This is a genomic window from Cupriavidus sp. 01L45, from assembly GCF_056399885.1.
Window position 1 is genome coordinate 92730 of the sequence record NZ_JBFTSG010000017.1, and the last position, 23787, is coordinate 116516.

The 23787-nt window shown below is 65.9% G+C and carries 21 protein-coding genes; 8 read left to right on the forward strand and 13 right to left on the reverse strand.

Annotated features, from left to right (window positions below; all coding sequences use genetic code 11):
- Window positions 1-17 precede the first annotated feature (17 nt).
- The 3 genes from AC1DT6_RS13940 (at window position 18) to AC1DT6_RS13950 (ending at window position 3137) form a co-directional block, all read left to right on the forward strand.
- Window positions 18-1508 (forward strand): vWA domain-containing protein, encoded by a 1491-nt coding sequence (locus tag AC1DT6_RS13940; RefSeq protein WP_477102652.1) that lies wholly within the window; start codon window positions 18-20, stop codon window positions 1506-1508.
- 50 nt (window positions 1509-1558) lie between these two features.
- Window positions 1559-2230 (forward strand): methyltransferase family protein, encoded by a 672-nt coding sequence (locus AC1DT6_RS13945; protein WP_477102653.1) that lies wholly within the window; start codon window positions 1559-1561, stop codon window positions 2228-2230.
- Between the two features lie 118 nt (window positions 2231-2348).
- A complete protein-coding gene (locus AC1DT6_RS13950; protein WP_477102654.1) occupies window positions 2349-3137 on the forward strand; it encodes a metallophosphoesterase in 789 nt (262 codons plus the stop codon).
- Window positions 3138-3269: 132 nt separating this feature from the next.
- Here the strand turns inward: AC1DT6_RS13950 and groL are convergent, their stop codons facing one another.
- From groL to AC1DT6_RS13965, 3 genes are all read right to left on the reverse strand, one after another.
- Window positions 3270-4913, reverse strand: a complete 1644-nt coding sequence (gene groL, locus AC1DT6_RS13955) for a chaperonin GroEL (RefSeq protein WP_150988476.1) — start codon at window positions 4911-4913, stop codon at window positions 3270-3272.
- Between the two features lie 40 nt (window positions 4914-4953).
- Window positions 4954-5244: a co-chaperone GroES gene (groES, locus tag AC1DT6_RS13960; RefSeq protein WP_006160236.1), complete on the reverse strand. Its 291-nt coding sequence runs from the start codon at window positions 5242-5244 to the stop codon at window positions 4954-4956.
- Between the two features lie 364 nt (window positions 5245-5608).
- Complete coding sequence (locus AC1DT6_RS13965) at window positions 5609-6757, reverse strand: YebO family protein (protein ID WP_477114740.1); 1149 nt, start codon at window positions 6755-6757, stop codon at window positions 5609-5611.
- Between the two features lie 389 nt (window positions 6758-7146).
- Here AC1DT6_RS13965 and AC1DT6_RS13970 point away from each other — a divergent pair, with 389 nt between their 5' ends.
- Window positions 7147-8151: a zinc-dependent alcohol dehydrogenase family protein gene (locus AC1DT6_RS13970; RefSeq protein ID WP_477102656.1), complete on the forward strand. Its 1005-nt coding sequence runs from the start codon at window positions 7147-7149 to the stop codon at window positions 8149-8151.
- Between the two features lie 12 nt (window positions 8152-8163).
- On the opposite strand, the gene AC1DT6_RS13975 is transcribed toward AC1DT6_RS13970, so the two are convergent.
- The 7 genes from AC1DT6_RS13975 to AC1DT6_RS14005 form a co-directional block, all read right to left on the reverse strand.
- Window positions 8164-9018, reverse strand: a complete 855-nt coding sequence (locus AC1DT6_RS13975; RefSeq protein WP_441626450.1) for a LysR family transcriptional regulator — start codon at window positions 9016-9018, stop codon at window positions 8164-8166.
- A gap of 135 nt (window positions 9019-9153) precedes the next feature.
- The gene (locus tag AC1DT6_RS13980) at window positions 9154-9372 is read right to left on the reverse strand and encodes a hypothetical protein (protein ID WP_441626452.1); all 219 of its coding nucleotides are present in this window, start codon (window positions 9370-9372) and stop codon (window positions 9154-9156) included.
- A gap of 612 nt (window positions 9373-9984) precedes the next feature.
- The gene (locus AC1DT6_RS13985) at window positions 9985-10701 is read right to left on the reverse strand and encodes a Crp/Fnr family transcriptional regulator (RefSeq protein WP_441626454.1); all 717 of its coding nucleotides are present in this window, start codon (window positions 10699-10701) and stop codon (window positions 9985-9987) included.
- A gap of 63 nt (window positions 10702-10764) precedes the next feature.
- Window positions 10765-11373: a 2OG-Fe(II) oxygenase gene (locus AC1DT6_RS13990; protein WP_477102657.1), complete on the reverse strand. Its 609-nt coding sequence runs from the start codon at window positions 11371-11373 to the stop codon at window positions 10765-10767.
- Between the two features lie 159 nt (window positions 11374-11532).
- The gene (locus AC1DT6_RS13995; protein ID WP_045239210.1) at window positions 11533-11817 is read right to left on the reverse strand and encodes an ArsR/SmtB family transcription factor; all 285 of its coding nucleotides are present in this window, start codon (window positions 11815-11817) and stop codon (window positions 11533-11535) included.
- 346 nt (window positions 11818-12163) lie between these two features.
- Window positions 12164-12544, reverse strand: a complete 381-nt coding sequence (locus AC1DT6_RS14000) for a cupredoxin domain-containing protein (protein ID WP_441626458.1) — start codon at window positions 12542-12544, stop codon at window positions 12164-12166.
- A 48-nt stretch (window positions 12545-12592) separates the two neighbouring features.
- The gene (locus AC1DT6_RS14005) at window positions 12593-13474 is read right to left on the reverse strand and encodes a metallophosphoesterase family protein (protein ID WP_276286770.1); all 882 of its coding nucleotides are present in this window, start codon (window positions 13472-13474) and stop codon (window positions 12593-12595) included.
- A gap of 100 nt (window positions 13475-13574) precedes the next feature.
- Here AC1DT6_RS14005 and AC1DT6_RS14010 point away from each other — a divergent pair, with 100 nt between their 5' ends.
- Window positions 13575-14363, forward strand: coding sequence for an RNA polymerase sigma factor (locus AC1DT6_RS14010; protein WP_477102666.1), 789 nt, complete (start codon window positions 13575-13577; stop codon window positions 14361-14363).
- Window positions 14350-15240: an anti-sigma factor family protein gene (locus AC1DT6_RS14015; protein WP_477102658.1), complete on the forward strand. Its 891-nt coding sequence runs from the start codon at window positions 14350-14352 to the stop codon at window positions 15238-15240. Before AC1DT6_RS14010 ends, AC1DT6_RS14015 begins: the two co-directional genes overlap by 14 nt.
- A gap of 12 nt (window positions 15241-15252) precedes the next feature.
- Here the strand turns inward: AC1DT6_RS14015 and AC1DT6_RS14020 are convergent, their stop codons facing one another.
- Window positions 15253-17499 carry a xanthine dehydrogenase family protein molybdopterin-binding subunit gene (locus AC1DT6_RS14020; RefSeq protein WP_441626464.1) on the reverse strand — a complete coding sequence of 749 codons (2247 nt, stop codon included), beginning with the start codon at window positions 17497-17499 and terminating at the stop codon, window positions 15253-15255.
- Window positions 17500-17519: 20 nt separating this feature from the next.
- Window positions 17520-17978 carry a (2Fe-2S)-binding protein gene (locus AC1DT6_RS14025; RefSeq protein ID WP_441626466.1) on the reverse strand — a complete coding sequence of 153 codons (459 nt, stop codon included), beginning with the start codon at window positions 17976-17978 and terminating at the stop codon, window positions 17520-17522.
- Window positions 17979-18238: 260 nt separating this feature from the next.
- On the opposite strand from AC1DT6_RS14025, the gene AC1DT6_RS14030 reads away from it, so the two are divergent.
- Window positions 18239-19450 carry an acyltransferase family protein gene (locus AC1DT6_RS14030; protein WP_477102659.1) on the forward strand — a complete coding sequence of 404 codons (1212 nt, stop codon included), beginning with the start codon at window positions 18239-18241 and terminating at the stop codon, window positions 19448-19450.
- Between the two features lie 38 nt (window positions 19451-19488).
- Here the strand turns inward: AC1DT6_RS14030 and AC1DT6_RS14035 are convergent, their stop codons facing one another.
- A complete protein-coding gene (locus AC1DT6_RS14035) occupies window positions 19489-19902 on the reverse strand; it encodes a nuclear transport factor 2 family protein (RefSeq protein WP_477102660.1) in 414 nt (137 codons plus the stop codon).
- A 397-nt stretch (window positions 19903-20299) separates the two neighbouring features.
- On the opposite strand from AC1DT6_RS14035, the gene AC1DT6_RS14040 reads away from it, so the two are divergent.
- Entirely contained in the window at window positions 20300-23683 is a 3384-nt protein-coding gene (locus AC1DT6_RS14040; protein WP_441626471.1) for a diguanylate cyclase, read from the forward strand.
- Window positions 23684-23787: the final 104 nt, after the last annotated feature.

Here is a 23787-nt window from a genome sequence, read left to right on the forward strand (position 1 = left end):
AACGGCAAGGAGCAACCATGAGGAAGCAACATGCTGGCAAGCAGCGGGGACAAATCACCCTCATCGCTGCCGCGCTAATGATCGCGCTGCTGGGAACCGTCGGGCTCGCCATTGATGCTGGCATGGCCTACGTGATCAAGGCCAGGCTGAACGCAGCAGTCGACTCCGCCGCCGTCGCCGCAGCGAGGGCGGTCACCAGCGGCAGTACGCAGGCCGACCAGACCGCGAACGCCCGACAGGCCGCCCAGGACTTCTTCAACACCAACTTCCCCACAGGCTACCTGCGTGCGACACCGACGCTGGATACGACCTCGGTACAGTTCGACACCCCAACCCTTGGCGCAGTCACCATTGGGGTTTCCGCGACGGCAACCATGCCGCTGACGCTGATGAAGGTGCTCGGCTTCAGCAATATCGCCGTTGCCGCCACTTCACAGTCGATCCGAAAGGATCTCGACCTGATTTTCGTGATTGACTCGTCGGGGTCGATGGGCCCGGTGTGGAGCACGGTGAAGAGCAACGCCAACACGTTCCTGGATCAGTTCAGCCCGACCGAGGACCGGGTGGGCCTGGTACATTTTTCGGCCGGTGCGGTGTCCGATATTGCAATCAAAACGACGCAGCGCGGCTTCGATCGCACAACCATGGAGAGCACGATCAGCAAGCTGACCAGTGGTGGCACCACCAACTATGCGGAAGGGTTGTACCAGGCGCGCGCGCAGCTCGACTTGATTCCGACGGCCAACCGTTCCAGCCTGCGCGTTGTCGTGTTCTTCTCGGATGGCGAACCCAATACGCTGGCCGCCAGCTACAACATGGGTACCCGCACGGACGTGACTACGACAACCAACGTCGTCACCTGCACCAACGGCAAAAACAAGACGTGCACGACCACCCAGACCGTCAACAACACCAGCAACACGGTGAATGCCAACAAGACCTGCGCGGGGGGCGCCAGCGCCTCATCGAACCCGCCCACGGGACTGTATTACCCCGACAAGCAGTCCGCTTCCATGCCGAGCCCATGTGCGATGAGTTCATCAACCGACACCTCGGGAAGCCTCGGGAACGGCAACAAGGCAGGGACCTATACACAAACAACCACGACTGTCGCCTACGGGCCGACCGCCATGACACCGACCTATGACGTACGCCAGGAGACAAATCCGACGCTGAAGTTCAAGGTGGTCGGCAGCGAGGCAAACACCAACTCCGGTTTGCCGGTGGCGGCTACCTTTAACGCGACGAACCTCGGTAACGCTTCACAGAACGTGGCGATGGAGATGGCGTCCTATTTGCGCGACAACAACGTGTACATCTTCACCCTCGGCCTGGATGGCAATGGCGGCTTCAACGAAGCGCTGCTGAAGAACATGGCGAACACACCGGATGCCACTCTGTACAACAGCAAGCAGCCCGCGGGCATCTATTGCTACGCCGCCAACATCAGCGGTCTCAAGCCGTGTTTTTCGAAACTCGCATCAGAAATCCTGCGAATTTCCAAGTAGGCGTTTCCGCAGCGCATTGGGCCAACTGGCAGTGGAACCCGAGGGGCATCATGTTCGACAGTAAAACCGTCCAGCTTGTGAGGGAGCCGGTGGTGCCGATGCTGCTGCGTTTTCGCGAGGCAGCGTTGGAGATCTGCCTGCGAGGCGGTACCGCGTTCCTGTTGGTGATGTTCGCCTGCGTGGCGATCAAGCACTGGCTCGCCGACCCGACGCGTATTACTCTGCTGCTCATCGTGGTGGCGGAGATCCTGACGGTTGGCCTGTCGCTGATAGTACGGATACCTGCCCGGCGTGACTGGAGTCCTGTCGCCATACTCTGCTCGCTGTGCGGCAGCTATTACTTCCTTGCCGTCCAGCTCGCTCCGGGTACGCGGATCGTGCCCGAAGCGGTCGGTGCCGGGCTACAGATCGCGGGGCTTGCGTGGCAGATCTTCGCCAAGATGTCGCTACGTTTGTCGTTCGGCATATTGCCCGCCAATCGCGGGATTGTGTCGCGCGGCGCTTATCGCTTCGTGCGGCATCCGATCTATCTTGGCTACCTCGTTGCAGACATCGGCTTCCTCCTTGTGAACTTTGGGCTGCAGAACCTGCTTGTCTATGCCGGGCAGTTCGTACTGCAGGGGGTCCGGGTCGCGCGCGAGGAAAAACTCCTGTCCGACGATCCCGCGTATCGTTCGTATCGGGACAAGGTACGCTTTCGCATCTTGCCGGGTCTGTTCTGAGCGCAGGGCCCGTGCCTGGCGTTCGCCTAACAGCCCGGCCTTGACCGGGCCCGCTCTTTTCTGAAGAATCCACGCATAACCGTGCCCGGAGCCAGCGCACGGATTGCATGGAGCCAGCATGAGAATCCGCATCCTCAGCGATCTGCACCTCGAGCACGATGTGCCGGCGGCGGTGCCCGCCTGCCCCGCCGACCTGGTGGTGCTGGCCGGCGATATCGCCAACGGCCGTGCCGGCGTCGACTGGGCCGCGCGCACTTTTTCCGGGCCGGTGGTCTATGTGCCGGGCAATCACGAATACTACGAGAGTGCCTTCGGGCCGGTGGATGCGGCAATGGAAGAAGCCGCCCGCGAGGCGCTGCACGTGCGGGTGCTCAACGATACCGTGGCCCATTTCGATAGCCTCGCGGGCAATCCGGTCCGCGTGATCGGCACCACCTGGTGGACCGACTACGCGTTGTTCGGCACCGCCCGGCGCGAAGAGTCGATGCTGGCCTGCGCCGGCGTGATGGTCGACCATCGCCTGATCGAGGTCGAGGACGCTAACGGCCAGCGGCGCCGCTTCACCACCGCCGACGCACTGGCGCGGCACGAGGCGGCCAGCGCCTGGCTGGCCGTGCAACTCGCCACGCCCTTCGAAGGCAAGACGGTGGTGGTGACCCACCACGCCCCCGATCTCGGCAGCCTCGACCCGCGCTTTTCCCACGACCTGGTCTCCAGCGGCTTTATCTCGCGCCGGCCTGACCTGATCGCGCAGGCCGACCTGTGGGTCCACGGACATACCCATACAGGGTTCGACTACCGCCTCGAAAACGCCCGCGTGGTGTGCAACCCACGCGGCTATGTGCGCCGCAAGACCGGCGAACTGGAGAACCCGGCTTTCGACTGGTGCTACACGGTGGAACTCTGACGCCGCCGGAGCGGTCGCCCGCGCGGCAACCGGCGCACAAGCAAAAACCCCCGCCGGCTCGCGCCAGCGGGGGTTTTTGTTACTACAGGTAATGCGGATAAAGCAGGCTGCCAGGTTGGCAGGCCGGCAGATTTACATCATGCCGTCCATGCCGCCCATGCCACCCATGCCGCCCGGCATTGCCGGAGCCGACTCGTCCTTCGGCAGTTCTGCCACGGCGCAATCCGTGGTCAGCATCAGCGAAGCGACCGAAGCAGCGTTCTGCAGCGCGGTGCGGGTCACCTTGGTCGGGTCCAGCACGCCCATTTCCACCAGGTCACCGTACTCGCCGGTGGCGGCGTTGTAGCCGTAGTTGCCCTTGCCTTCGATGACCTTGGCCACGACGACCGAAGCTTCTTCGCCAGCGTTCAGCACGATCTGGCGCAGCGGCTCTTCCATGGCGCGCAGCACGATCTTGATGCCGGCGTTCTGGTCAGCGTTGTCGCCGGTCAGGTTGGCGATGGCAGCGCGAGCGCGCAGCAGGGCCACACCGCCGCCGGGGACGATACCTTCTTCCACGGCTGCGCGGGTTGCGTGGAGTGCGTCTTCCACACGTGCCTTCTTTTCCTTCATTTCGACTTCGGTGGCTGCGCCAACCTTGATCACTGCAACGCCGCCGGCCAGCTTGGCCACGCGCTCTTGCAGCTTTTCACGGTCGTAGTCCGAGGTCGCTTCTTCGATCTGGGCACGGATCTGCTTCACGCGTGCTTCGATCGAGGCTGCGTCGCCGGCGCCGTCGATGATGATGGTGTTTTCCTTGCCGATTTCGATGCGCTTGGCTTGACCCAGTTCTTGCAGGGTTGCCTTTTCCAGCGTCAGGCCGATTTCCTCGGCGATCACTGCGCCGCCGGTCAGGATGGCGATGTCTTCCAGCATGGCCTTGCGGCGGTCGCCGAAGCCCGGAGCCTTGACAGCGGCGGTCTTCAGGATGCCACGGATGTTGTTCACCACCAGGGTCGCCAGGGCTTCGCCTTCGACGTCTTCAGCGATGATCAGCAGCGGGCGGCCCGACTTGGCCACTTGCTCCAGCACCGGCAGCAGGTCGCGGATGTTCGAGATCTTCTTGTCGAACAGCAGCACGAACGGGTTGTCCAGGGCGACAACTTGCTTTTCCGGGTTGTTGATGAAGTACGGCGACAGGTAGCCGCGGTCGAACTGCATGCCTTCCACGACTTCCAGTTCGTCGGCCAGCGACTTGCCGTCTTCCACGGTGATSACGCCTTCCTTGCCGACCTTGTCCATCGCTTCAGCGATCAGCTTGCCGATCACTTCGTCGCTGTTGGCGGAGATCGAGCCAACCTGGGCGATTTCCTTGCTGGTGGTGGTGGTCTTGGTCAGCTTCTTCAGCTCTTCGACCGCGTTCACCACAGCCTTGTCGATGCCGCGCTTCAGGTCCATCGGGTTCATGCCGGCGGCAACGTACTTCATGCCTTCGCGCACGATCGACTGGGCCAGCACGGTTGCGGTGGTGGTACCGTCACCGGCGTTGTCGCTGGTCTTGGAAGCCACTTCCTTGACCATTTGCGCGCCCATGTTCTGCAGCTTGTCCTTCAGCTCGATTTCCTTGGCCACGGACACGCCGTCCTTGGTCACGGTCGGGCCGCCGAAGCTGCGCTCCAGCACAACGTTACGACCCTTCGGGCCCAGGGTAACCTTGACTGCGTTGGCGAGAATGTTCACGCCTTCGACCATCTTGGCACGGGCGGCGTCGCCGAATACTACGTCTTTAGCTGCCATGTTCTGAATCTCCTAAATCGGTACGAATGGGGTGCGTGGATTACTTGTTCACCACAGCCATGATGTCTTCTTCGCGCATGACCAGCAGTTCCTGGCCATCCACCTTCACGGCTTGGCCGGCATACTTGCCGAACAGCACGCGGTCACCCACCTTGACGTCGAGGACGATCGAAGCGCCCTTGTCGTCCTTCTTGCCGGGGCCCACGGCCAGCACTTCACCTTGATCAGGCTTTTCGGCAGCATTGTCGGGAATCACGATGCCGGAAGCGGTCTTGGTTTCATTGTCCAGACGCTTGACGATCACGCGGTCGTGCAAAGGACGCAGATTCATACGGACTCCTTGGTACAAAAAGTGATTTCAGGTTCACAAAATTGGCCGCCAGCACTAACGGCCAGCAGAATTGGTGCGCCGGGCGAGGCCTGTTAGCACTCATGCCCGACGAGTGCTAATTATAGGGACGGGGGTTTACGTTTTCAAGTCAGCGACTTGATACGTGTTTACCCTTCCTCCGGCAAAATTCTTCATGCCGAAGTTCGTTCAACCTTGAACCCGCGCAGCCAGAGGCGCAGCCAGGCTTTCAAGATTCTCATTTAAATACAGAGGCTTATGAGGAATGGCGGCACAGCCGCGCGCTGGCGCCGCCGGGAGGCAACCATGGAATTTCATGTGGACTGGCTGACTGTGGCTTTAATCTCTAGGGCTTCGCCGTCCTGGCATCCTTGTCAGTGAAATCGTAGAGGTGCGTGTTATCCGGCGTTTCCCCGATCCTTGTCCCTCTCTGGCTAAACGGGATGCGGCGGCGGAAATTCTCGCTGTCCGACCTGGCGCTCTGAGTGGCAAGTCTGGCTGCCTCCGGGTAGGCCATTGGTCGCTTGTCCTTCTCAATCTCAAGCAGCCTCGTCTGCTCGTTCACGCGTACGCTGTACTTGCCCAGGTTGTAGAGGAGATACATGGCGAAGAGGTTGTCGAAGTCCTCGTAGGCGCCTTGCTCCCTGCGGAAATCCATGGACAGGACCGAGGGGAAACGATTGGGCAGGTCCTTGAAGGCCACCTTTTCGTCCTCGTGCGGATCCATATAGGTCGAGCCGCCGTATTTCTTGTACAGCACCACGTCCATGCCGTACCCGCGCTTGCCCCACTCCTTGATGAGCTTCATCGCCATCTCGGTGGGGAGGTTGGCCGTGGCGGCCGCCACCACCCGCCGTCCGGACAGGACCTTGGCACTGGTGACCTCCAGGTCCTTGTAGCCCGCCCCGAACTTGAATGCGGCGCCGACGGTTTTGGCGCAGTTGAGGCGCATGTAGTCGTACTTGATCTCGCCGCGGTGATACTCGGTATTCCTGGCGCGCTGGTGATAGTCGTCATTGATGCGCCTGAAGTAAGCCACCAAGGCCTCCTTGTCGCTGGCCGGTATGCCACGGACGCGCACGCCGATGACCGAGCGCTTGTAGATCTCGCCGAAGTCCAGGCCAAACGAGGCCGTTTCCGCGATCGAGGAGACAGTCTTGAACAAGTACTCTTTCTTCGGGATGCCAACCATCAGATCCGAGGTGTAGAAGCCGCTCTGGTGCTTACGTGTACGGTCGGCATAGAAGTTGGCCGAGTAGACCAGATCGTCGCCAGGCGCATCGTCCCGGATCGCCAAGGCGAGATGGCCAGCCGACCCGCCCTTGGAGGTGCCAAAACTGATCAGCAACTCCAGAYCATAGGGATCCTCGCGAAGGAGATCGGTCAGTTTGTCGATGTTGGCAGGCTCAGGCCCGCCCTTGCTGCCGAAGTCGACGGCGACGGCCCCCTCCGGCAACAGAACGGCTATCACTACGAGCCAAATCGCTAACCTCATCCTCATTGCACTCATTGCTCCATTCACGCCCCTGGATACTGTAATGCGAATCGGCGCCCCCCGAAACACCGCAGGCAACGCGGGAATGACGCGCCGCAAGGTAACGGTAGGAGGCGGTACACGGGACAGTTTGATTGGGATCAACAGAATGACAGGACGTACGCGGGTGATGAGTCAGCCATGCCTGTGCAAGTCCGAATGATTGCCTCCGCACGCAAGCCTGTGCCCGGAGGCGTGAGGTTGAGCGGCAACGCCCTGATTCAGCCCCGAGCCGCACCCACAGTCATGCAGATACGCATGAAACATGTGCAAATTAGTTGATTTACGAAAATTTGCGCATAACCAAGAATGGTGACACCAACCCACGACATTCCTTTCGGGAGTTCACCATGTCACAAGCCTCCATGCTGGCCCTCATCGTCGAAGCCGCCGGCTCGCCGTTCTCGACCGTCCGGCTGACCAGGCCGGAGGCCGGCCCCGGCCAAGTGCTGGTGCGCATCCTCGCCAGCGGCGTCAACCCGCTCGACACCAAGATCCGCGCCGGCAATGCGGCGCACGCCCGCCACCCCTTGCCGGCCGTGCTGGGGCTGGATATGGCTGGCGTGGTCGAAGCCGTCGGACCGGGTGTGACGGCCTTTGCCCCCGGCGACGAGGTCTATGGCATGACCGGCGGCGTGGGCGGCCTGCAAGGCTCGCTCGCGCAGTACGCGGCGGTGGATGCCGACCTGCTGGCGCCCAAGCCCGTCAATTTATCGATGCGCGAAGCCGCCGCGTTGCCGCTGGTGTTCATCACCGCGTGGGAAGGCCTGGTCGACCGGGCGCGGGTGCAGGCCGGGCAGAAGGTGCTGGTGCATGGCGGTGCGGGCGGCGTCGGGCACATCGCGGTACAGATCGCACGCGCGCTCGGCGCGCAGGTCTATGCCACCGGATCGGCCCGCCATCGGGAGATCATCGAAAGCTATGGCGCCACCGCGATCGACTTCGCGACGGCATCGGTCGAACAGTATGTCGGTGAACATACGGCAGGCGAAGGCTTCGACGTGGTCTACGACACCGTGGGCGGCGCGGTGCTGGACAGTGCCTTCCGGGCCGCGCGCACCTATGGCGGCCATGTGGTCAGTTGCCTGGGCTGGGGCACGCACTCGCTGGCGCCGCTGTCGTTCCGCGCCGCCACGTATTCGGGCGTGTTCACACTGATGCCTTTGCTGACCGGCAAGGGCCGCGCCCATCATGGYGAAATCCTGCGCGAAGCCACCCGGCTGGCCGAAGCCGGCAAGCTCACCATGCGGCTCGACCCGCGCGAGTTGCATCTCGGCAACGCGATCGAAGCGCACCAGGCCATCGAAAACGGTACGGCCAGCGGCAAGCTGGTGGTGGAAATTGCGAAGGACTGAGCGCGCGCCGCGCTAGCCACCGCCGAGGCGCTCGATGGTGGCATCGAGGAAGGCACGCAGCCGTCCGAGCCGGCGCAGGTCGCGGTGATAGCCGACCCATACATCGCGCCGCGGCGGCGGCTCGCCCATATCGATGGCCTGCAGGCCTCCGACGCGCTCGGCCAGCAGGCAGGGCAATACCGCCAGCCCGGCGCCGGCCGCGCACATCTTTGCCTGCGCCTCGCGGCTGTTGCTGCCGAACGCCACCCTGGCCCCGGGCAGGAGCTTGCGCATCCAGGCCACGTCGGGCAGGTCGGCCAGGCCGGTATCCAGGGTCAGCAGGGCATGGCCCTCGCCATCGCCGGGGCGCGGCGGCGCCACACCGGGCGCCGAGTAGAGCGCGTAGTCCATCTGCATCAGCTTGCGTTGCACGACATCGGGTTCGTCGAACGCGCGGATGCGGAACACCAGGTCGGCCTCGCGGCGTGCCAGGCTGAGCAGGCGCGCATCGGTCACCAGTTCCACCGCGACGCGCGGATGGGCGCGGATAAAGTCCGCGATCACTGGCGTCAGCATGTGCACGCCAAACCAGTCCGACGACGAAATCCGCAACATGCCATCGAGTTCCCGCGCCTGGCCCGACAACTGGCGCTCGAAGGCAATGGCCTCCTCCTCGATGCGCTCCGCGTGGGCGAGCACGGCAGCGCCCTCGTCGGTCAGCACGAAACCCTCGCTGGTGCGCTGGAACAAGGCGTGCCCGACGGCCTCCTCCAGCGCCTTGAGCCTGCGCCCCATGGTCGGCTGGGTCTGCCCGGTCATGCGCGCGGCGCCGCCGAGGGTGCCGGCGCGGGCAATCGCCAGGAAGACTTTGATATCGCTCCAATCCATCTGCGGAATTTGCCGGCCTTGAAGTTGAGAGGCAGTTGAATGCGGCGCGGCAAGGACATCGCCCGCGGCTGCGCGATGATGGCACGGCGCCGCGGCGCCAACAACAGGGTGAGCGGCGGCCCTGCCGACAGGCGCTCAGGCGCTGGGCGCCTCGTCGCCGCCCAGCGCCCAATAGTCCGGCACTTCCGGGCTGGGGCTGCGCAGCACCATGGTATGGCCGCACTGGCGGCATCGATAGACATAGGCCGCGCCACCCACCGCCGGCGCGTCTGTCCGCGCGGCCTCCAGGTCCGGGTGGGGCGGCAGGTGTCCTGGCCTGCCGGCCTGGCGCTCGCATCGCTCACACGGCAACATTGCGCTCCTCTTGCTGATTGTTGATCGCTAATTGCTGATGGACGGCCAAGGTCCGGATGGTCGGCCACGGCCGCGGAACGGGTCTTGTGGAGACCGGCGGGCGTCACATTGCGGCGATGGGCGATGGAAACCGGCACACGCAGGCCGCCGGCACTGCCATGGCGTGTAGTGGCCATGCGCGCATGCATGAACAAGCCGGGAGGACGGAAAACCAGTGGCTTCGTGCCGCGCTCCATCCTGGCTTCCGAGGGTCGCATGCGAACTGCTGCGACGCACAATAATTATAGGCGCTGGATACCGTATCGCGTTATATAAAGGCCAACGGGACACATTTTGCGGTGCAATAAAACAACCGTCAGAAAACGCAACAATCCCGGGACCGCGGACGATCGCCAATAGGCCGGCGCGCAACTCCCATCTTCGAAATAGCGCGCAACAGCAAGGAGGGCGGGGCCAGGCAGACACGGATTTCGTCAAAAAACCTGCCATCCCCGTGAGGGAGAAGTATCTGCTGGCCCCGCCGGATCTTAGCCGCCGGTTATTTCAATGTTGCGACGATGCGCGATGCCGGTTGCGGATGCGCACCGCACATGCCGCCCATGCCGCCCACGCCTATGGTGCCGGCGCGGCCTCGCTGCCGATGGCCTGCAGCGCTGCTTTGTCGCACAGGATCAGGCGTCCGTATTCCAGGCGCAGCACCCCCTGCTTCTCCCAGTCCTTGAGTTGCCGGTTGACGCTCTGGCGAGACACGCCGAGCATGTGGCTCAGCTCCTCCTGGGACAGCTTCAGCGCGGGGCGCCCGCCCTGCGTTTGCATGCCTTGCGCCGACAGCGCGTGCGCGTGCTCGACGGCAAGCAGGCGCCGCGCCAGGCGCACCGGGAACGGCATCAGGATCACCTCATCGATCCATTCCAGCGCGCTACGGTAGCGCCGGCAGATCAGTTGCGTGAATTCCATCAGCAAGCGCGGTTCCCGTGCAATCAGCGCATGGAAGGTGGCCGCGGGAATCACCAGCACTTCGCTCGCCTCGGCGGCGCGGGTGTCGTACACGCGATGCGCATCGATAAACAGCGAGACCTCGCCAAACCACTGCCCCGCTTCGAGCAGGCTGAGGACAGCCTCGCGCCCGTTTTGCGCCGTGCTGCTGACCTTGATGGCGCCGCGCTCGACGCAGAAGAGCGCATCCGGGTTGGAGCCGTAGGTGAACAGCACCTCGCCCTTCGCCAACTGGCGGCGCATGGCATGCGATCTGAGCAGGGCTTCCAGCCCGGCGGAAAACTGCCCGCTGGCGGCGGCATGGCCTTCGTGCGACTGCGGGTGTGGGCTCATGTGCATGGGCTCGGATTGGACACTTGCTGGCGGGACGGCAGCCCCTGGAACATAAAGCGCGTTCTACGCGGGATCGGTGCGAAACCAGCCGGTCAGCGCCCAGCGGGTCTTGTGGCAGGGCAGCACCTCATGCGGGACCAGGTCGCTGCGAAACACCACCAGCCGCGCGCGCTTCGGCAGCACGCGGTGCAGTGCGGCGGCATCGCCGTCCCGGGCGTAGAGAGCGAGTTCGCCGCCGTCGTGCTCGTCCCATTGCGGATTGAGATACAGCACCAGCGAAATCTTCCGGTGGAGGGTCGCACGATGCTGGTCGATGTGCTTCTTGTAGGCCGTGCCCACGGGATAGTGAGAGAAGTGAAATTCCTCGCGCTTCAAACCCAGGAAGTACCTGGCGTTCAAATCCGCGCGAAAGTCCACCGCCCACGCCTGGAAATCCTGCCTGGCCGTGCCGGCAGGCGCATCGTCGAGCCACAGGATCGAATCGCCGCGAATGCCGGCGTCGCGTGCCGTCTCTTCGCCTCGCCCGATCCGGGCCGGGTGGAACAGGCCGGCCTCCCACGCAGCGCGGCTCTCGTCATGCAGCCGCGCGGCCAGCGTGCTGTCGATAAGGTCGTCGGAAACAGCCCAGCCCCGCTCTTCGAGGGCGACAAACAGACTTTCCAGTGCGGACATAGATACCTGATTTCAATACGGAACAACATAAACAACGAGACAAAAAACCAAAGCGCGCCGCACGCGCTTGCCCGCGAGACGGCGCGCGAATTCGGCACGCATCCTGCGCCGGACAGCTTGACCGGCGCCGGCTGAACAACTGGTGTGGGCCGGGAGCGACTAGAGTCCGCTACTGTCGAGATACTCCAGCGCCAGGCTCACCGCGCGCCGTGCCTTGAGTGCATAGATCACCTGCCGGTCCCGGATGATGAGCGCCAGCACGTCGGCCTGCGTCAGCTCCTGGAAGTGATGGCTGGCGCGCGGCAGGCTCAGCCCGGCCACGACGGCCAGTTCGGAGGCCGGCATGCCAGCGTCACCCGCATCCAGCAGCGCGCGGCAGATGGCGGCGCGCGCCGGCACCGCCAGCAGCGCGTAGGTCAGTGTGCTTTCTTGATCGGTCTCCATGGCCACGTCTTCCCGCTCGTCGTCCAGATATCGTTATTGTGCGTCGCCGGCCGTCGGGATTGCTGCAGCTCGCCCGCCGCGACCGCCTGACATCTACTTTCTACGCGGCAGGCGCGGCAAAAGCAACCAGCCAGGGCATGCCGGCGCACAATGACACAAGATTACAACAGGCCGCGACACGCGCGTGCAGGCCGCGCCCGCTCGCACAAGCCGCGGCTGAGGGATGCGCACAAGCGATCCGGCGCGTGGTCGCGCAACGGTCGTCACTGCGCTCATGGGACGAACTACCGCACTGCACAAATCGGCGAGATTTGACTTTATGCCTTTGACGCTGAGTCGCGCCCCCCTACGTCACTTCAATCACCCCATTCATCGTCTCGTGCCCCGACCCGCAGAAAATATCGCACAGGAACCCGAATGTCCCGGCCGTCTTCGCCATCGCCGGAACCCGTACCACCTTGCCGGGAGGCAAGTCGGCACGAATACCGAAATCCGGCACGCTAAACCCCATCATCGCATCCTGCGCCGTCAACTCGAACACCACCGGCTCACCGGCGCGCAGCGCAATCCGGTCCGGCGTGAAGACAAACTTCCGCGCATGCACCTTGATCACCCGCGGTTCGGCAGCCGCGCCATGCAATAGCGGCACGCCGCCCGCCAGGGCAAGCAGGCAGCACAGCGCCCGCCTGCGGCTGATTCCTTCCCGTAGTGTCAGTGTTGCCGGCATGATCCACTCCTGATTGTTTCCCCGGCACGATGGACGGACCACCGCGCCTCAGCCCGTGACTGGCTTTTCCTCGATCCCGAGATCGCCCGACGCGCGGCGCGCCTCCACCTCTCGCCACCCCAGCCCGCGATAAGGCTGCGCCGGATCCCACGGCAGCGGCAAACGCTGCGCCTGCGACCCCGCCGCCGGCAGCGGGAACATCAGCGAACGCGCCGCGTGATGCGCGATATGCCCGGTCATATGGTGATGCTCCTGGTGGATGTGTCCATAGAACACCGTCACGTTGGGATGCGGCATCAACCGCTCGATCACCTGCGCGCCATCGCGCGTCGCCCAGTCCCATTGCGGATAGAGGTCGAACAAAGGCCGATGGGTGAACACCACGATCCGGGCCGACTGCGGCTGCCGTGCAAGATCGGCGGCGAGCCAGTCGAGTTGCGCCGCGCCGACCCGGCCGGCGGGATCCGACACGTTGTCCAGCACGATGAAATGCACGCCCTTGTGGTCGAACACATAGTGCGTGGGCCCGAACAACTCGCGGTAGGCGGCGCCCTCGTCCAGGCCGGCATCGTGCTCGCCCGGCATCAGGTGCACAACCGGTACCTTGAGCGCGGCGATGATGGACTGGAACTCGCGCATGCGCCGGCGGCGCTCGGCGGGATCGTCGGTGGTATGCGTGAGATCGCCAGTGAACATCAGGAAATCCGGCGGCTCCGCCAGCGCGTTGACCGCCGCGACCGCCTTGGGCAAGGTGCCGCGCGCATCCGGGTTGGGCGGCCCCTGGAAACCCCAGTGCGCGTCCGACAGCTGGACAAAGTAAAAGGCTTCATCGCGCCCGGCCGCCCATCCGGGCAAGGCCGACGCAAATACCGCACCGCCGGCGCAGGCGGCAAGCCCGAGGAAATCGCGCCGTTTCCATGCTCGCTTCATGTTGGCTCCATCCGTGGCTTGGGGGATGTCTGTCATACCGAAGCGAAGCCGTGTTTATTCCCGCCGCCCGCGCTATTTTTTTCCGCGGTGGGACACGGCGATCGGGAATAAACTCGGGGCGTCACAGGTATACGCTGACAAGCAGGCACGCAGGACGAGCGGCACCGACGCGCACGCTCGGCCGTCGGGCCGAAGGAGTGACGTGAACGCAGCCGACCGGCGCCGCCGATTCAACGATCTGGTGCTTCCGCATCTCGACGCCGCCTACAACCTGGCGCGCTGGCTGTCGGGCAATCCCGCCGAGGCGGATGACGTGGTACAGGAAGCCTGCCTGCGTGCCTTCTGTTTTTTCGACAGTTTCCGGGGCGACCAGCCGCGCGCATGGTTGCTGGCAATCGTGCGCAATACCTGGTTCACCGCCTGGCGCAAGCGGCATCAGCCTGGCCAGGGCGACGGCGCGGGCTACGACGACGCGCATTACGATGGCACGCCCCTGCCCGGCTGGCAGGACGGCCACGGCGACGGCCCGGAGCAGTGGCTGTTGCGCGCCGAGGATGTCCGCCTGCTGCATCTCGCGCTGGAGCAACTCCCGCTGGCCTTCCGCGAAGTCCTGGTGCTGCGCGAACTGGAGGATCTGCCTTATCGCGACATCGCCACCATCGCGGATATCCCGCTGGGCACCGTGATGTCGCGACTGGCCCGTGCGCGCAAGCTGCTGGCGGTGACGGTGATCGCCCTGCGCGCGCAGGGGACGCGAACCGCCAGCGGCAACACCGGCGCGGCAAGCACCCTGTCCGCCGCGCCGGCAACGGGCAGGACAGCCACGGCAACCGGCATGCACGGAACGCCGCCGCAACCTGCCGGGGAGACAGGCCATGAACTGCACTGACGCGCGCTTGCTGCTGCACGCCTGTGCCGACGGCGAACTCGGCGCGGGCGATGCCTTGCGTCTGGAACGGCACCTGGCGCAATGCGCGGGCTGTACCGCCGAACTAGCCCAACTGCGCGAGCTGGGCACCGCCTTGCGCGCGCATGCGCCCTACCATCGTGCCGGCCCGGCGCTACGCGCGAGCCTGAGCGCCGCACTGGCCCAGGCGCAGGCCACCAGCCCCGCGGAGCCGGCGCAGCGTTTTGCCGGCAGCGGTGGCGTCACGGCATCCTCCGGCAACGCCAGCGCCTGGTGGCAACGGATACGGCGCTATTTCGAATGGAGCCCGGTCGCCAATGCCGCCATGGCGACACTCACGGTGGCGACGCTGGGCGTCAGCATGGTCCGGTACGCACTAAACGACGGGCCTGAGCAATCGGTGCAAGGCGAGACGGTCAGCAGCCATGTGCGCGCGCTGCTCTCGGGGCACACGATCGATGTCGCCTCATCGGACCGGCACACGGTCAAGCCCTGGTTCAACGGCAGGATCGACTACGCGCCGACCGTGCGGGATCTGGCCGCGCAAGGCTTTCCGCTGGTCGGGGGGCGGCTTGACTACGTGCACGGAAGGGCGGTCGCCGTGCTGGTCTACCGCCGCAACCAGCACCCCATCGATGTCTTCGTGCTGCCGTTGCAGACTGACGACAAACCGGACAGGACAAACACCGGCGCTCGCGGCAACCGCGCGCCGCCCGAGATGACGGCACGCAACGGCTACCAGCTCGCCACCTGGGACGCGGACGGCATGCGTTACGCCGCCGTCACCGATGCGTCCGCCGACGACTTGCTGCGCTTCACGCAGGCCTGGCGCGCGGCCGGCGACAGCCACGCGCCCTGAGCCCGCGCCCGCTCAGCCCAGCACAAAAGGCAGCTGCCGCTGGCGCTTGCCGGTCAGCGTAAACAACGCGTTCGCCACTGCCGGCGCAATCGCCGGCACGCCCGGCTCGCCCAGCCCGGTGGGCGGATCCCCGGAGGGCACGAAGAACACATCCACCACCGGCGCATCGGTGATGCGCGGCGGCGGATAGTCGGGGAAATTGCTGTTCTTCACCGCGCCGTTTTCGATCTCGATGGCAAAGCCCGGCCGCGTCATCGCCAGTCCGAACACGCACGCGCCCTGCACCTGCGCCTCGGCGGACATGGGATTGACCACGCGGTTGGCATGCACCCCGGCCGTCACGCGATGCACGCGCGGCTCGTTCTTCACCAGCGACACTTCCACCACATAGGCCACCACCGTATTGAACGACTCGTGCACCGCCACGCCCCAGGCCTGGCCCTTGGGCAGCTTGCGCTTGCCGTAGCCGGATTTTTGCACCGCCAGCTCCAGCGCCGCGCGATGGCGCGCGTGCTTTGCCCCGTCCAGCCGGGAAAGGCGGTACGCCACCGGATCCTGCCTGGCGTTCACCGCGATTTCGTCGACCAGCGTTTCCTTGACGAAGGCGGTATGCGTGTTGCCTACCGAGCGCCACCACAGCACCGGCACGTCCACCTGCGGGTGGTGCACCGACAACTGCAGCGGGAAGCCGTAGTCGTTCTCGACGATGCCCTCGACCATGGTCGCGTCCACCCCGCCCTTGACCATGAAGGCCTCGAACGGCGTGCCCGCGAGGATCGACTGGCCAACGACGGTGTGTTGCCAGCCGAGCACCTGCCCTTTCGCGTCCATGCCGATGCGCGCGCGATGCACATGCAGCGGCCGGTAGTAGCCGCCGCGGATATCGTCCTCGCGGCTCCACATCACCTTGAGCGGCTCGTCATGGCCGTTCTTGACCCAGGCCAGCAGGACGTTGGCGGCCTCTACCAGATAGTCGGAGGTGGGCACGGCGCGCCGGCCGAAGCCGCCACCCGCCATCATGGTATTGAGCGTGACCTTGGCCGGGGGCAGCCCGAGCACGCGCCCGATGGCGGCCTGGTCCACGGTCTGGAACTGCGACCCCACCCATACCTTGACGCTTTGCACTGTCTTGCCGGTCAGCTCCGCCTGCATGGTGCAGTTCAGCGGCTCCATCGGCGCGTGCGCCAGGTAGGGGAATTCATAGTCCGCCTCGATGGTGCGCGCGGCGCCCGACATGGCGCCGGTATCGCCCCGCAGCGCGACCGTGCCGGGCGATGCGGCGAGCGTCTTGTATTGCGCGAACAGCGCCTTGGTGGAAGCGCGGGAGCCGGCGTCCTCCCATACGAGCTCCAGCGCATCGCGCCCCTGCTTGGCCGGCCAGTAGCCGTCCGCCACTACCGCCACGCCGGTGCCGCCGCGATCCACGGGCACCAGCATCACATCGGCCACGCCTTTGATCGCGCGCGCCTTGTCGGCATTAAAAGACTTCACCTTGCCGCCAAAGCGCGGCGGACGGGCCACTACGGCCACGACCATGTCCTTGAGGCGCACGTCGATGCCGAAGGCGGTGCTGGCATCCAGCTTGCCGCGCGCGTCCAGGCGCCGCGTGGGCTTGCCGATCAGCTTGAACTGCGCCGGATCCTTGAGCGTCACCTGCTGCGGCACCGGCAGCGCCATGGCCGCCTTTGCCAGTTCGCCGAAGGTGGCGCGATGGCTGCCGGAGCTGACCACGCCCAGCGCCACCTGGCAGCTCGACGGATCGACCTCCCATTGCTTTGCCGCCGCGGATACCAGCATGGCGCGGGCGCGCGCGCCCAGCTCCCGGTATTGCTGGAAGGAGTGATTGAGCGCGGTGGAGCCGCCGGTCATCTGCATGCCGAAAGCGGGATCCTTGTAGGCGTCGCCGGCGGGCGCCAGCGTGGCGCGCACATTGCGCCAGTCCACGTCGAGTTCCTCGGCCAGCGCCATCGGCAACGCGGTATGCACGCCCTGGCCGAATTCGAGCCGGTTGACCGCTACCGTGACCGTATTGTCCGGCGCGATCAGCAGGAAAGCCTGTGGCGGAGAAGGCGGCGCCTTGGGCGCCCCGCCTTCCTGCGCCAGCGCGGCCGGCACGGGCAGCACGCCCAGCGCCAGCCCGCCGCCGGCAAAGCCGGTCAGCTTGAGAAAGCCGCGGCGGTCCAGCGTGGCGGCGGCCCCGGCAGCCTCGGTGCCCCGGGGGTTGCCGCCGGCCAGCGCTTCGAGTTGTCTGATTCGCATGGTGTCGTCCCCTTGTCCCCTTAAGCCAGCGCGCGCGCCGCGTCCTTGATGGCCGCGCGGATGCGCTGGTAGGTGCCGCAGCGGCACAGGTTGCCGGCCATCGCCTGGTCGATGTCGGCGTCGCTCGGGTGCTTCTTGGTGCGCAGCAGCCCTATCGCGCTCATGACCTGGCCGTTCTGGCAGTAGCCGCACTGGGCCACGTCATGCTTGATCCAGGCATCGAGCACCGCGCGGCCGACCTTGTCGCCGGAAACGCCTTCGATGGTAGTGATGCGCCCGCCCTGCGCGGCCGAGACGGGTGTCACGCAACTGCGCGTGGCCTGGCCGTTTACGTGCACCGTGCATGCGCCGCACGCGGCCATGCCGCAACCGAACTTGGTGCCGGTCATGCCGAGGTTGTCGCGCAACGCCCACAGCAGGGGCGTGGAAGGATCAACGTCTACCTGCACAGGCTTGCCGTTGATAACTAGCGTGGTCATGGGGGAAGCTCCTTGGGTCTGTTTGCCCTGGTCCGCCCCGGCATGGTGCAGAGGTTGACTCCTGCCGCACCGGGCCGCCGGCGGCCGGTGAGCGGCGTCCGCCCATGCCTCGGCGCGGGCGCCATGCAACTTTCTGAGAATAGTGCAAAAAGGGCGTACGCGTGCAGTACGGGGCACCGGCCCCAGGGACGCAGCGAACTTGGCTGCGAGGCTGGCAGTCAGCTTCTTATCGGCAGCCAGCCACACGGAAGCCCGGACTCGTGCCCGAATCATCCACCACCATGTTGCCTTCCGGATCGCGCCCCCCTCTTGAGCCCGCTCCGGCCGCAGCACTCCCGGCACCCAGCCGCGCCAGCCGCCCGGTGGCGAATGCGGCGCCCGCCACGCTCGACAGCATCCAGGCGCTGCGCGGGCTGGCCGCGGCCTACGTGCTGGTCTATCACTCGGGCCTGCGCCTGGGCGGCGAACAGTTCCCGCTGCTGGCGTGGCTCACCGAACATGTGATCAAGCGCGGCCATGTCGGCGTGGATGTGTTCTTCGTCATCAGCGGATTCATCATCGCCTGGGTGGCGGTGCTCGGGCGCACCGAGCCCGAACCGGCGCTGGTTTTCTCCATCCGCCGCGCCTGCCGGCTTGCGCCGCCGTACTGGATCATGTCGGCACTGCACGCGCTCACGCTCAATCCGGTGAGCCTGGCGGTGTTCGCCGGTTCGCTGGCCTTCCTGCCGGTCGCGCACGAGGACCCGCCTTATTTCGGCTATCCGGCGCTGTACGTGGGCTGGTCGCTCAACTACGAGATGGCCTTCTATGCGATCTTCGCGCTCGGCCTGCTGGTGGCACGGCGCCGGGCGCTGCTGGTGGTGGCCGCAGTGCTGGGGTGCACCACGCTGTTGTTGCCCTGGTGGCGCTTCGGCGCGGTGGACCCCGACCCGGCGCATCTCTACCCGTTCACCTCGACGTGGGTGGCCATGATCGCAAATCCGCTGGTGCTGGAATTCGCGCTCGGCTGCGCGCTGGCATGGGTCTACGCGCGCGCGCGCCATCGATTCACGCGCCGCGTGGCCATCGCCTTGCTGGCAATCGGTGTGGGCAGCTTCGCCCTTTCGCTGTGGCTGGTGGAGCCGGAGTTCAGCCTGGCGGGACGCGGCTTGCCCGCGGGCGCGCTGCTGTTCGGCGCGGTGGCGGCCGAGCACGCAGGCCTGCTGCGCGTGCCGCGCTCGCTGGTATGGCTGGGCGAGCTATCGTACGCGCTCTACCTGACCCATCCCACGGTGATCGAAGCCGTGAAGCGGCTGATGCCGGAGCTGGCGCCGGAACAAGTGGGCCTGCAGCTCACGCGTTTCGCCATCGACGCGGCGCTGGCGCTCGGCCTTGCCATGCTGCTGCATCGCTGGGTGGAGTTGCCGGCGATGGCAACAGGCAGGCGCCTCGCCGGCCGCTTCGCCACGCGCCGCCCAAGGGCAGGCGCGTGAGGGCGTGACAGACAGAGACAGCGCAGGCTGCCTCACGCTCACGCCAGGCCTTCCGGCGCGCGATCGATAAAGCCGGTCATGCTCTGCAGCCGGCCATCGGCCGCCACCGTGGCAAAGTCAGTGCCTACCACCACCGCGGCCGCCCCCGCCGGCGCCAGCTCCCACGTAAAACGCAGGTTGCCGCCGTGCGCATCGACAGGCGTAACGCGCGTAAAGCGAAAGCCGGGAAAGCGCTGCTGCACGGCGGCGATCATGGCGTCGATGCCCGCGTGGCCATCGCCGCGCATCAGCGGGTCGGCGTAGCTGGCGGACTCGGTCCACGTGCTGCCGATCAGCGCGCGCCGGCGCGCCGCATCGGTTTCGTTCCAGGCCGCGAGATAGCGGTCGGCCAGCGCGGCAAGGTCGGGGGCGGCGAAAGTGGCTGCAGCGGCGGTGCGATCCGATTCGGACATGGCGTTCTCCTTGGGTTGAGTGAGGAAGCTGTCCATATCATCGGCGCGCGCAGCGCCGTGCGCGATTACGCGCGAGGTAATCGTGGATGAAGTCTTCCGCGATACCCCTCCTCAGGGGGGCATTAACCGAAATGGCCGCGGGACCTGGACGATACGCGCCGTGCATCACGGCGCCAGCCTGGCCGCCGGCGCCGTTCGGGAGCCACTGCGCCGGCTTGCATACCGCAAAACCGCGCGGCGCGCTAGTGCGAACAGCGGGAACACACCTGGGCTTATCGCCTCGTGCTCCCGGCATATCGCCGCTATATTGGTCGATTAGGCTGGGCCGCGCGTGCAACTTGCCGCAACACCCCGCCATCGCTCCCCTTTTCAGAACGCAGCTGCAGGCTGACGCGACATGACGCCAGATTTGGAAGTCCGCCCCTTGCCCATTCACTGCCCGCGCTGGCAGCGTGTGTTGCTGGCCGCCCTCGGCTTCTTCCTGCTGGCCCTGGCCGGCCTTGCCGTGTCTCGTTATCCGGGCAATGTGGCCATGCTCTGGCTGGCCAATGCGTTCGGCCTCGGCATCCTGCTGCATCAGCGGCACGGCGATGCGCCCTGGCTGCTGGCCGGCATGCTGGTGGCCGGCGTGCTGGCCAATGCGGCCATGGGCGACTTCCCCGCCGTTGCGGTGGCGCTGGCGCTGGGCAACGTGGCCGAAATCGCCTTCTCGGCCTGGCTGGTGCGCGCCATGACCAGCGGCGCCACGCTATCCCGGCCAGGTCCGCTGGCGCGCTTCGGGCTGACCCTCGGCGCCGCCGGCACGCTGGGGCCGGCGGTAGGCGCCACGATCGGCGCCGCCACCATCAGCACCGCCCACCACAGCGGCTTTGCTTCGGTGTGGTGGACCTGGTGGACGGCGGACTCGATGGGCATCGTGATGCTGCTGCCGCTGATGGTGTCGGTCACGCGCGAGCGCGTCGGCGATACCTTCCGCCGCGCGCGGTTGCCCCGCTTCGCCGCGCTGCTGGCGCTGTGCCTGGCCGTCGGCGCCGTGGCGCTATACAAGAGCAACGAGCCCTTCGTGGTAATGGCGCTGCCGCTGGTGCTGGCGGCGCTGATGACCAATCCCTTCGCTACCGCCCTGCTCACGCTGCTGGCAATCTGCGCCACGGTGGCGCTGGGGCTGGTGACGGCCTCGCTGGGGCAGGGCCCGAACGAGCCCTTCCTGTTGCAGTCGGTGCAACTGTCGACCGCGCTGATCATGGTGTTCCCGGTCTGCATCGCCTTCTTGCTGGAGCAGAACCGGCGCGACCGCAGCGAGCTGCGCGGCAGCGAACGGCGCTTTCGCCAGGCCATGGAGCACTCGGCCATCGGCATGGCGCTGGTAGGGCTGGACGGCCGCTGGCTGCAGGTCAACCGCGCCATCTGCGACCTGTTCGGCTACGAGGCCGGCGAACTCGCCGAACTGCCCTTCCCGATGATCACCCACCCGGACGATCTCGCCCCCGACATGCACCAGGTCGAACGGCTGCTGGCCGGCGAAATCGAGTCCTACCGGATAGAAAAGCGCTTCCGCCACAAGGACGGCAGCTACCGCTGGACCTTGCTGGCGGTATCCCTGGTGCATGACGAGGTCAGCGGCAAGCCGCTGCATTTCATCTCGCAGGTGGAGGACATCGACGAACGCAAGACCGCGCAGGAAAAGCTCGAGGCGCTGTCGCGCCGGACCCAGCTGGCCGTGGAAGCGGGTGGCGTGGGGATCTGGGAGTGGGACATCGCCAGCGGCGCCATCGAGTGGGATGCGCGCATGCACGCGTTGCACTGCGTCGATCCCGCGCGCGGCACGCCGGACATCAAGCGCTGGATCGCCATGGTGCATCCGGAGGACGTCGAGCAGGCGCGCAGCGAAATGCGCGACGCCGTGCGTGGCGTGCGCTCCTTCGATACCGAATACCGCATCCTGCTCCCCGACGGCGAGGTGCGGCATATCCGCGCCATGGCGATGGTATTGCGCGAGGACGACGGCACCGCGCTGACCATGATCGGCACCAACTGGGACATCACCGAACAGCACCGGCTCACCGACGCGCTGTTCGAGGAGAAGGAGCGCCTGCATATCACGCTGCGCTCGATCGGCGACGCGGTGATCTGCACCGACGCCGCCATGGGCGTGACGTTCATGAACCCCATCGCCGAGCAGCTTACCGGCTGGACCATGCAGTCCGCCGCCGGCCAGCCGCTCGAATCCATCTTCCGCATCGTCGACGAGCACAGCAACCTGCCGATCCCGAGCCCGGTGGCGCAGTGCCTGCAGACCTTGCGCCCGGTCTACCTGCAGGACGGCGCGGTGCTGCAAAGCCTGACCGGCGACCGCCACGACGTGCAGGACTCGGCCGCGCCCGTGCGCACCGCGTCCGGCGAGGTCATCGGCGCGGTGCTGGTGTTCCAGGACATCACCAGCGCCCGCGCGCTGCAGCGCGAGCTGGCCCATTCGGCCTCGCACGATGCGCTGACCGGCCTGCCCAACCGAATCTGGTTCGAGAAGCGGCTGCGCGAGGCCTGCGAGGCCGCGCGCATGCAGCAACGCCATCACGCGCTGTGCTTTATCGACCTGGACCGCTTCAAGATCGTCAACGACACCGCCGGCCACGCCGCCGGCGACGTGCTGCTGCGCGAGCTTGGCCATGTGATCCGCCACCATGTGCGACCCGACGACCTGCTCGCGCGCCTGGGCGGCGACGAGTTCGCGCTGCTGCTCAAGGACTGCAGCGTGGACCAGGCCGAGCACGTGTGCCAGAAGATCATCGATGCCGTCCGCAGCCAGCGCTTCCCCTGGGAAGGGCGCGTCTACGATGTGGGGGCCAGCATCGGCATCACCGCCATCGACGACGAGACGCCACCGATGGGCGAACTGATGAGCCGCGCCGACGTGGCCTGCTACGCCGCCAAGGCGGCCGGGCGCAACCGCGTCTCGGTGTACCGCCGCGACGAAAGCGATGCCCAGCGCCACCACCAGGAACTGCAGGTCGCGGCCGGCATCCACTCCGCGCTGGATGCCAACCGTTTCCGCCTGTTCGCGCAGGAGATCCGCGCGCTGCAGGATGACAGCGCGCCAGGCAGCCATATCGAGATACTGGTGCGGATGGTCGACGAACAGGGCAAGCTGGTCATGCCGGGGGCGTTCATCCCCGCCGCCGAGCGCTACGACCTGATGGGCCACGTGGACCGCTGGGTGATCCACCACGTGCTAAGCGAATTCGGCGAGCGCCTGGCCGCGGTGCCCTCGCTCACGGTGGCCATCAACCTGTCCGCCAACTCGCTGGGCGAGCCCTTCCTGCTGCCGTTCCTGCATGCGGAGCTGCACGAATCGGTGCTGCCGGCCACCCGGATCCAGCTGGAGATCACCGAGACCGCGCTGATCAACAACATGGCGGCGGCCAATCGCCTGGTGACCGAAATGCGCACCGCCGGCTGCACCGTCGCGCTGGACGACTTCGGCGCGGGCCTGTCCTCGTTCTCCTATCTCAAGCAGTTCCCGGTCGACTACCTCAAGATCGACGGCAGCTTCATCCGGCATCTCGCCGGCAGCGCGGTGGACCGCGAGATCGTCAGCTCCATCAACGACATCGGCCATCGCCTGGGCATGCTCACGGTGGCCGAATCCGTGGAGGACGAACTGACCCTGCAGGCTTTGCGCGCCATCGGCGTGGATTACGCCCAGGGCTATGTGATCGGGCGGCCGATGCCGCTGGAACAGTTCCTGGAAAGCTGCCCGACCCAGCCGGTGAATAACGGCTAGATCACTCGCGCGGATGGGTTGCCGGCGGCTCACACGCCGCCACATGCCCCCTTCACCACTTGTCACCCGTGATCGCGTTCGGATTTCCGAACGCGATTTGCGCC